At 38.3% G+C, this 9609-nt stretch carries 13 protein-coding genes and 1 pseudogene; 5 read left to right on the forward strand and 9 right to left on the reverse strand.

Annotation, left to right across the window (positions count from 1 at the left end; genetic code table 11):
• Positions 1–638: pseudogene (locus H6G83_RS33875) on the forward strand (DUF3854 domain-containing protein); the annotation flags it as partial.
• A 30-nt stretch (positions 639–668) separates the two neighbouring features.
• On the forward strand, positions 669–1454 hold the full coding sequence (locus tag H6G83_RS33880) for a hypothetical protein (RefSeq protein WP_190480422.1): 786 nt from the start codon (positions 669–671) through the stop codon (positions 1452–1454).
• Here H6G83_RS33880 and H6G83_RS33885 read toward each other — a convergent pair.
• Both H6G83_RS33885 and H6G83_RS33890 read right to left on the reverse strand, forming a co-directional pair.
• Entirely contained in the window at positions 1451–1693 is a 243-nt protein-coding gene (locus H6G83_RS33885; protein WP_190480424.1) for a hypothetical protein, read from the reverse strand. The genes H6G83_RS33880 and H6G83_RS33885 overlap by 4 nt on opposite strands.
• Positions 1677–2432 (reverse strand): sensor histidine kinase, encoded by a 756-nt coding sequence (locus tag H6G83_RS33890; protein ID WP_190480426.1) that lies wholly within the window; start codon positions 2430–2432, stop codon positions 1677–1679. The genes H6G83_RS33885 and H6G83_RS33890 overlap by 17 nt, the downstream gene beginning before the upstream one ends.
• 216 nt (positions 2433–2648) lie before the next feature.
• Here H6G83_RS33890 and H6G83_RS33895 point away from each other — a divergent pair, with 216 nt between their 5' ends.
• On the forward strand, positions 2649–3305 hold the full coding sequence (locus H6G83_RS33895) for a response regulator transcription factor (protein ID WP_190480427.1): 657 nt from the start codon (positions 2649–2651) through the stop codon (positions 3303–3305).
• A 1-nt stretch (position 3306) separates the two neighbouring features.
• On the opposite strand, the gene H6G83_RS33900 is transcribed toward H6G83_RS33895, so the two are convergent.
• From H6G83_RS33900 to H6G83_RS33915, 4 genes are all read right to left on the reverse strand, one after another.
• Positions 3307–3900 (reverse strand): DUF6753 family protein, encoded by a 594-nt coding sequence (locus H6G83_RS33900; protein WP_190480429.1) that lies wholly within the window; start codon positions 3898–3900, stop codon positions 3307–3309.
• Positions 3900–4592 carry a P-loop NTPase family protein gene (locus H6G83_RS33905; RefSeq protein WP_190480430.1) on the reverse strand — a complete coding sequence of 231 codons (693 nt, stop codon included), beginning with the start codon at positions 4590–4592 and terminating at the stop codon, positions 3900–3902. Before H6G83_RS33905 ends, H6G83_RS33900 begins: the two co-directional genes overlap by 1 nt.
• A gap of 63 nt (positions 4593–4655) precedes the next feature.
• On the reverse strand, positions 4656–5705 hold the full coding sequence (locus H6G83_RS33910) for a P-loop NTPase family protein (RefSeq protein WP_190480432.1): 1050 nt from the start codon (positions 5703–5705) through the stop codon (positions 4656–4658).
• A 24-nt stretch (positions 5706–5729) separates the two neighbouring features.
• A complete protein-coding gene (locus H6G83_RS33915) occupies positions 5730–6056 on the reverse strand; it encodes a hypothetical protein (protein WP_190480434.1) in 327 nt (108 codons plus the stop codon).
• Between the two features lie 285 nt (positions 6057–6341).
• On the opposite strand from H6G83_RS33915, the gene H6G83_RS33920 reads away from it, so the two are divergent.
• Positions 6342–7016 (forward strand): hypothetical protein, encoded by a 675-nt coding sequence (locus tag H6G83_RS33920; RefSeq protein ID WP_190480435.1) that lies wholly within the window; start codon positions 6342–6344, stop codon positions 7014–7016.
• A 233-nt stretch (positions 7017–7249) separates the two neighbouring features.
• Here H6G83_RS33920 and H6G83_RS33925 read toward each other — a convergent pair whose 3' ends face one another.
• Positions 7250–7861: a hypothetical protein gene (locus tag H6G83_RS33925; RefSeq protein ID WP_199328683.1), complete on the reverse strand. Its 612-nt coding sequence runs from the start codon at positions 7859–7861 to the stop codon at positions 7250–7252.
• Positions 7862–7868: 7 nt separating this feature from the next.
• Entirely contained in the window at positions 7869–8417 is a 549-nt protein-coding gene (locus H6G83_RS33930; protein WP_190480436.1) for a hypothetical protein, read from the reverse strand.
• 87 nt (positions 8418–8504) lie between these two features.
• On the opposite strand from H6G83_RS33930, the gene H6G83_RS36185 reads away from it, so the two are divergent.
• Entirely contained in the window at positions 8505–8639 is a 135-nt protein-coding gene (locus H6G83_RS36185) for a hypothetical protein (RefSeq protein WP_277876489.1), read from the forward strand.
• Positions 8640–8975: 336 nt separating this feature from the next.
• Here H6G83_RS36185 and H6G83_RS33935 read toward each other — a convergent pair.
• The coding region (locus H6G83_RS33935) for a pentapeptide repeat-containing protein (protein WP_190480438.1) at positions 8976–9609 on the reverse strand (634 nt) is incomplete at its 5' end.

The raw sequence follows: 9609 nt of genomic DNA on the forward strand, positions 1-9609 counted from the left end.
AATTAGGTTTACTTGCACAGAGATTACATATTGATTACAAAGCATTGTTTGGCAATTGCAACAGCAGCCGTGACACTCCTTTGCCTGTTCATCCGGCTATTAAATCCCAAGTAAATAAAATACAACCTCAACAAGGTGAAAGTTCAAGAGTGACTTCAGAGTTGGTTAGTTCTTTATTATCAGCCAAAAAGCTACACCAAGAGGAGGGGGGAGAAACGGGAGCAGGGGGAGCAGGGGGAGCAGGGGAAGAATTGGGGGCAGGGGGAGCAGGGGGAGAATTTACAAACTCTGCCTCCCCTGCCTCCCCTGCCTCCCCTGCCTCCCTTGCTTCAAGAGCCTTCTTTCATGAAGAGCAGTCTTTATCTGATTTATTAGATAAGCTAGAGAAAACTGGTAAACTGACCATTGGCGAACAACGTCAGCTTTACAATGAATTAGTTATTCAAGGTCAGCTTGAAAAAGAAAAAAATGGTCAAACTGATATCTCCCTTCCTCCGATTGAGTCAATTGTTGACGATTTAATCAAACAGCGTGAGAGGATTATCCAAGATACTTACACCCCCAAGGTTGAGGAGCATTATCAAGTATCTCAACCACAACAGCCGAATAATTCAAGAGAATCAGAAATAGAATTTTAATAACAAGGGCATAACCTTTCATAGATATTTATGTCTAGTAGCTTAGTTTCTGAAACAATTACCACTATTAACCGGGATAGTGGACTTTCTCACAACCAGATGGCCTACAGACTGGCGCTGATGATGGAGAAATTTCCCCCTTCGTCAATACAGTCAACCCCTGTACTAGACTCCGCAAAACGTGACAATATTATTAGTGAGATGAGAAATACTCTATCTCTATCCCACAATGCTCAAACTACTGAAGAGTATAGGCGCTCACTCAAGGATAAATATCTTCAAGAGTACAGGCAAAAATTTGGTTTGACTCAGACTGAAAAAACACCATTAAACAACTCCACGAGAGTTGAAAATTTAGTTAACGAGAGGAAAAAGACTTTCTTACAGCAGATGTTACAGTCTAAAGGACGCAAACTACATGAAGTAGATAGCCAGCAGCCAACAAAAGAAAGCCAAAATCATGAGGTAGTCAAAAAATCGCTGATTCCCGCGTTGATGAAGATTATTGTTACTAGAGGAATTGATACTACTGATGGTCGCGTCTATGATGGTAAAGCCTATAGATTGCAACTTTTGATGCAACAAGGAATGCAGCTTCTTTCCGTTTGGCGTAAAAATAGCAATCAGTCAGCTTTTACTGCCCAAAAAGATGATAATAGCGTTGATTATAAGGTAACGCACAACGACCTTTCAAATGAAGAAACAGACAAACTGATCAACTTTGATCAAAAACAACGCCAACAAGAACAGTCGCAGCCACCACAATCACAACCACAACAGCAGCAGACATCGCCCGATGGCCCTGAGATGGACTAATGAAAATAGCCGATAAACAAACCCAGAAAGTACACTGTCACAAGTACATACCGCTTCCTTACCCGGTCAATCCCTGACCAGGGTGAGATGACCCAGGCGAGTATTATGTAAAAAACTGCTTGTAGAAAATCGTTGTGTACTAGTTTGATGAGGAAGGCTATCATCAAAGCCACAAAAATTAGAACTTCTACAACAGTTTCAATCCTATCCCATAGTTTCACATCATATAGGTAACGCATCTTGTCTCCTGTGTGATTTAGGAAGCATCTTACCATCAACCCCATAAATACCATTTTCCTTGTAAGGAAATATGATGGTGAATTTGGTTCCTTGCCCTACAACAGAATCTACCTTCATGCTCAATCCGTGAGCATGAACGACACACAAGACAATGTATAATCCCATTCCTACGCCAGATTGATTGCTTTCTACAGTAGGCGATCGCCAAAACGGGATAAATATATTAGAGAGTTGTTCGGCAGCAATTCCACAACCGGTATCCTCAATCTCAATAACTAGGTTATCCCCTTGATTGAGGAGTCTTAAAAAGATATCTCCTTGTTTGGTGTACTTAATAGCGTTGGTAAGAATATTACATATCATCCGGTCAATGTTGACTAATTCAGCCCTCACCTCGGTTCCTTGTGTATATGATTCCTGAGTTTCATAGTGCAGATTTAAAGAATGATACTGCGCTATTGGCTTAAATAGAGAATAGGTTTTTTGTAAAAAATCTAACATATCGAATCTTGTTACTTCTCTGACTTCTTCAGAGCTTTTCTTAGCTTCAACTAAGCTGATACCTCGCTCGTTAGTTTTCTGTAGAGTCATCAGTAAAGGACGGATTTCTTCTAACGATTGCCCGTAAGCTCCATCAATTATCTGATTGACAATTATCGATGCTCCTTTAAACGCATTTGAGATATCGTGCAATAATCCCGACAATTCTAAATTTTTTGTGAAAATTTCCGGCTGCATAGTATGCTTTCATCCTAATTGTCATTTTCGCTACTTTTCAAGATGAAGAAGTTCAAATGACACTGTAAATTTTGTATATTTTTATTCTAATACTGACAATACTTAGAAACAATCTGACTTGAGTATTAATATTTATTTAAAAAATACAATGCTTGTCTGATAGAAACAAGTATGATGATATAAATATAAGCGTTAATTCAAGTCGAACCTATATATATGATTCGATTAGTAATTATTGAAGATGAAGATTTAATTAGACTCGGCATCACCACGGCCATTAATCAACAACCAGACATGGAGATGGTGAAAATTGCTCGAACAGGCAATGAGGGGGTCAAAATAGTTGAGGAGTTAAGCCCTGATGTAGTTTTAGTAGATATCGGCTTGCCCGACATCTCTGGAGTTGAGGTAATTAAGCAAATCAAAGCCAAGACAAGCAACATCAAAATTGTTGTTCTTTCCTCTCATTATTGTCAAAGTATTGTCCAATCTGCTTTAAATGCAGGTTGTGATTCTTACATTCTCAAAAAGAACAATATTCCCCTCATCCTAGAAGCAATTAAAACTACCTTCTATGATCGTAAGTCCTTTTTTGATCCTGATCTTAGCCGACGTAATTTTTTTTTCCAACAGAAAATTAAAGGGAAAACTTACCAAGAAAATCTTACAGGCACTGAGATGGAAATTGTTTCTCTCATGGCTAGAGGGTATTCTAATAGGCTGATTGCCGAGCAGCTATTCATTACCGAAAGTACTGTCAAAGGGCATATTAACAAGGTTTTCGCCAAGTTGGATGTAAGCGATCGCGTCAATGCTCTGATTGAAGCGACCCGCCTTGGGTACATCGAACAAGATTACCTAAAGGTAGGTTAGTTTACTTACCTACTTGGATCAAACAATAGCCTCTAGTTTTATCTTCTTTTTCTTGACAGGCTTCAATTGCACCTTGATTTTTTAAAATAATTTGATACATCTGTTTCCCTTGTGGGGATTTTGCCCATTGCAGAATCTTGAGATCATTACGTGATACTACTACTGACTGATTTGTTCCTAAGTTTGAGACAAGATTCCATGTAGTCAGCGACCCTAACAAGGTACTGGTTGCTGCGACTAATCCACAAACTAAAGATACTGTTCCTAATCCCCAGCCTCCCTGCACTTTTATTCCTGTGTCGGCGGGCTTAATTTTTTTCATCTCATCACGAACGGCGCTCGACACTACCTTATAGTGCATTGATTCGGCGGATTCAGTTGTCTTGACCAGTTTGTGATCAAATTCTACAGCCCAACTTTCTATCATTGCCTCCATCCTTGCTTGGAGGTCTATGATAGTTTCCTCATATCTCCCTAGAGTCGCCATCATTCTGAATGTTGGATCATCTGGTGTGATACCAAGTTGGTAGGCCCCTTCTACTATGCGTTTTTGTTCTGCGCTGGTATAACCTTGCAGTATCTCTTGTACTGTCATTAGTCTAATCCTAAATATTTAATAGCTAAATTGTTACTCATCACTGATTCACGAAACTTTTTAATCCACTGGAAGATAAAACTTCTCCAAAATAAAATTATTGATTTTTCATGGGGAACTTCTGAATATGGTATCCCGGCTTTCTCCATTGCTTGATAATGATTTCGATGTAGAGCAGTCAAATGTATTTCTGTTCCTCCTATCATTAACAGATTTTGCCGTATACTTTGCTCATATTCTCTAAACTCTGGAAAGAAATGATAGTTTTTAACTACGACATAATTAGCACTGTTACTAGCAGATTCAATGATTTGGCTTAAGTAGGTTATGCAGCTAGTTTTCTGAGTAATTGGTTGCAAAAACGTTAGCTGCCAGCCAAATTTAACTACAAGCTCAAACAAGCTAGCATTCTCAATATATTGAATTAATTTTTCAATATCTTGCCCAACCTCAACAATAATCACATCTAGGTTGAGATGATTTAGGTCATCTGCTATTGCATCAGCTTCCTCATTTGATAAATTCATTTCTTTAATAGTTGCCATTTTTTCATAAGCATTAAATACCGTTACTGATTCAGTATAAACTTTTATCCGCTTCCCCTGGTGGACTAAAATTTCTAGCAACAATTTGATAATTGTAGACTTGCCTACCCCCGTAGTGCCTACAGTTATAATTATTCTTTTTGACATTTTTACTTTTTTTAGCTAATCCTAATTTTACATTCCCGAATGAAAGAAGAGATGAGCAGGGAGTTAAGGCAAAAATTCTTTGATGCCAAACAAAGTTTTTATTGGCTTTATTTGACCTTTGAAATTGTTTAACCAACTCAAAACTCTACCATATACAGATGGATATTCATCTTGTTCAAGTCCTTGTCTGAATGTCATGTTATTAACATCTAAATAATCGTAAGATTTTTTCGCCAGCTTTGGCATATTTATACTTACAAACTGATGACCTCCTGCTTTTACTTGCTGTGATATCTTTTTGATTTCTGGTGAATTATCATAAAAAGTAAATTGTTCTGGCTCTCCGTAAAAAAGATTTTTAACTATCACATAGTCAACATTATCCCCACAGAAACTATAGAGTTTTAATAGTTGGTTTATACAATCAACTATTGTACTGATAACTACTACTATAGTTACCTGCATTTTGCATTTGTTGTTTACTACACCTAAAAAACCCATTTCTTTGAATAAAATTTCTATAGTTGGCAGAAATTGTGATGGGGTTTCTAAAAGTATTAACGATTGTGATACTCCGGTTTTTCCATCTCCTTTAGAGTTGGGATAAACTAGTTCTTTTAAATTATCTAAAAATTCATCTAATTTATCAGAATTGGATATGTCCAAAGTCAGAATATTAGCAGACGCTCCATAAAATCTGATCAAGTGTGGATTAGAATTATCTGCATCTAAACCTACGAATCGTACTGCGTGATCTAGATACATTTGTGCTATCCCTCTTGCCGCCGTTGACTTGCCTACTCCTCCTTTATCTCCAGACACGATGACTAATCTCCTTAGCTCTTCTGGATTAATATTTTTATTTTTATCGTCATCCGCATTACCGCCTGTGGATGCTGAATCGTTAGGTTTTGTTGGCTCTGGTTTTGTTGGCTCTGGATTTTTTGGACTCAGATTTAAGGTTGTTACACTGTCGGGCTGTGCTGCGCCCTGAGTCAGAGTCCCGCTAGAATTGTTGGCTGTACCTTCTCTGGGGGATGTGTTATCGGTATCGGCCTGTGTCGGATTGTTATTAGTATTTTGTTTGTCTTCGGATGCTTTAATAGTGTTCATTTTCTTCCTTGTGATCTTCTAATTTTATTGATGTTCACTTTGAAATATTGGACGGATGGTAGTTCTGACCCAACGCAAAAATTTATTAATCAAGTCGGCAGCTACAATCCCTTTCAAGCTATTGATGCCTGTAAAATTTAAAGTTTTTATTATTATTACCTCCCTTTCAATAACTACATAACGATTTTGAAGAGTGATATTTATCGGCACTACCTTTTGATTATTTAGTTCAGGCGCAACTACTCTAAACACATCTTCGGCAAATATCTCTAACCCTAATGGCGTAGATATTACCCGCACTGTGCTATTCATCGGATGATCAAACTCCCAGAATGTCCATACTCTTTCCATATTTAGATTTGTCTTTGCACTCAACCTTATATATGCCACATCTCTATACACAAAATGAAGCTATTCTAGTACTGTTTTTTTCCGTACTGTAGTTTCTTGACTTTTTTCCAAAAATGTTATAAATTCGCCAGCTTGTCAAAAGTAATTAAAAAAACTGTTAAGACCTGATTGTATAAATAGAACAAATATATATAATATTTGCAGCTCGTAGTTGAACAAAGAAGTAGATATCGCCTTAAAAGAGAAATTGATAAGCAATTTTATTAATCAATTTTTGGAGTATTCATGAATAAAATAGCTCTGTTCACAGCCCTTGCTTTGATAGGTTCACTCTTAGGCGCTTGCCAGTCTGATGCAGACAGGTTAGCTCAGGCTCAGAGGGACTTGAGAGCAGCTTATGCAGCTTCGTTAGAAGAGGAGCAAGCTCAGAAGGAGAAGGCCGTAAAAGAGCAGATAAGAAAGTATGTAGAAGATACGCCGGACTTGTACAGAATCAGTTGGAACGTGTGCGGAGATTATAGTGGTCGTTTACATAATGGCGTAAGGTGTAGCATAACTAAAATCCCCAAAGAGAAAGGATATGTTGATCCAGTCTACGTCTGGGCAGCTAATGAAAAACAGTTTATAAATAAAAAAGGCTTTATAAGGGGCTTTTTGTTATCAGGGTTGTTTGTCAAATCAAGAGGATGTTTGAATGTAGGGAAGCCACGAGAAGAGCAACTATATCATGTAAAAGATTTCATGATAAAAAAAGGCGATGCAACTCCTTCACTAGAAAATGTAAAAATTGAAGTTTTGTCGAGAGCAGAAAAGCAAGAAGTGGTAGAGCAAGCTTTTAGAGATGCAGAGGTAGAGAATTACGCCTTAACTAACTTTGGCGTATCAGCAACTACGGGAATGATACCAACGGGGCAGAAAAGTTGTTTAACCCCCGAAGAGTGGAAAATCGCGCCACCGTAATGTTTATAAACTGAGGATTAAATACGAATGGCACTAAGAAAAGGTAAAACCTCGCTTCTGGCAGGGTGTAGGGGGTAGGGGGTAGTGTTTAAGATAATTAAATTTTAGTTGCGCGGCGGAGTTCAACATCTTCTTAATTCCCTACACCCTACACCCTACACCCCACACCCAAAACCCAGTAATATCAAGGGTTTGCGTTTAACTTAGTGCCATTCGATTAAATACTTTCTTATTCAGTTTTTATAGTCAAAGCACCCATTTATATAGTCAACTTCCGGCAATCTCCCAGCTCTGTAGCTAGTAATTTGACCTCGCTCTGTTTCAAAAACTAGGCGAAATTTCTTCTTGGGAGGGGTATAGACTAAGTTTGAGTCTTTAGTTGTTATATTTTTACCGTAGATTGCCTTGACTTCATCAATACTCTGCCCGACTTGAGCGCCATTGACGGTACGTAAAGAATAGTTACGGCTAACTTCAATAGTAGCGATCGCATCTTTAATCACCATAAACCGGATGCGCTCAAGTCGGGCGTTGACTTGTGGCTCAACATAATAGCAGCCTTTGCTAATTAGTCCACTACTGGTTATAGGTAGGAGTTGAAGGTGAGAGACTTCCTCTGCACGTTGAACACTCATACCAATTTTGATTTCCCCAATACTGTCAAAATTAATTAATGATTTGCTCGTGACGGTTTGGGATGGGTGAATATATATAAGGTATAAAAAAAAGATAATCCACGAAAAAAATACAGTAACAATTAATTTAGGTATATCTCTGATATAGGAAATAATATATTGAATTGGATTGTCGAGAAAATCATCAAACTCATCAATAATTGACCGCATATTTATCTTATACTTTTGAATAATTAGCGCAACCAAAGGGGTAATTGACGAATGGTAGTTTCCCGGCTCTATAGCGACGAATGTAATCATACTCACCACTTTCAAAAATCATGCGGTAGTTGGGAGCTTTAGGGGGAGTGTAAATGAAGTAGCGTTGCTTACTATTTTTGTTACCAATGAGTTGAAAGTTCTTAATTCCATAAGTAGCGAGATTATAATGTGAATCCCCTACTTTGATATTTTGAGTAGTCTTCACATTTGAGCCATTAATTTCAAAAGTAACAATTTTCCCATCTACAACCATAAATCTGACACGGTAGAATTGAAAGCCAGATTTTGGTTGCACGTAAAAGCAGCCGTCTTTTTGATTGCGCTTACCATTAAGTTGCACTATTGCTATCATGGGGTCAGCTTTTTTAGCTTGAGCAAGCGTCATCCCGATTTTGATTTTGCCAAAACTGTTGTAATCTACAGTCTCATCCCCATCGCCAAATGGTAACGTCAGGGCGAAAATCAACATCACAATCAAAATACAACTGATGATCCACTTGAACATCTCACAAGCTTTTGCTGATATTGCCGAGTATCATTATCAACCGAGTCGCCTGATCACAGAATATTCCTCTAGACAGAGCGTAGGGAAATGTCTACGAGGAGGCATGGCGCGATCGCTTTAAGGAGCGTGGAGCTACTCAAAGCAATATCGATGACTTGGTTAGCGCCTACGCTTAAGCCGGGGCGGAGCATCGTCGCACAATCAGAAGCTGTTCCCTTTTAATGTAGCAATTAATTTTTTAACACGGATAATCACATCCGCTTGATTCTATATTTGAGCTTTTGAATCCTTTCTCTAAGAATTTTTCGGGTATTTGGCTTGACATAGAATATACGGGGTTGTGAACGAGCGTCCTATTATGACTAATGACTAATGACGAATGGCACGCTTGTTAACGTGAAACAAAGAGCGCTCGTCTGGGTGTAGGGGTATAGGGGTGTAGGGCTGAGTGGGTGTAGGGGAAGAAAAAGCCCCAACAACCCGCATCGTCTGAAGCCTCGTTTTCTTTAAGGCGATTGTGTTGCTCCCGGTCTTTCTCCTCTGACAACACCGTTTTCCCTACACCCTACCCCCAGACGAGCGCTTCACACCAATAGCCTTTGTGAAGTCGGCATTTTTTAAATTAGCGTTGTCAAAAATAGCATCAGTCAAATTAGCATTGTAAAACCTTGTTCCCCAATCCGAGGTCAAATCATTAGCTATTCTCAGAATTACTAACTGCCTTGGTTGACCATTAATTGCACTCCAAGCCTGATAAATAGATAATAATGTCGCCACCAGAATAGTTAATAAAGTAACAGCTAATTTTGGGTTAGATAATCCAAATAGAATATAACCAATAGCCACTAATAGCCCAAATAGTTTTGACGCTATCAAAACCTTCATATCATCAACAACATATCCCAAAACTCCGCAAAAAGCCCCAAAATTAGCACAAATGAATACTAACATATTAGCCAATGCAAGCGTCAAAATAAAAAGACTGTTGTTCATGAGCAGTTGGCTATCAAATGAAAATCCATGCAGTCGGACAAAGCCAACAATAATTAGATCAACAATACTTACTCCAAATATAGTATATGACACAGAGACAGTGCCAAAACGGACAGATGCGGCACATAAACCAACTAGTCCAAAAAGCCACAAAATATCAGTCCCAAAGTTGTTGATTTTAATAACGTTAAAAGCCTCA

The organism is Anabaena azotica FACHB-119 (assembly GCF_014697625.1).
GTDB lineage: Bacteria > Cyanobacteriota > Cyanobacteriia > Cyanobacteriales > Nostocaceae > Trichormus > Trichormus azoticus_A.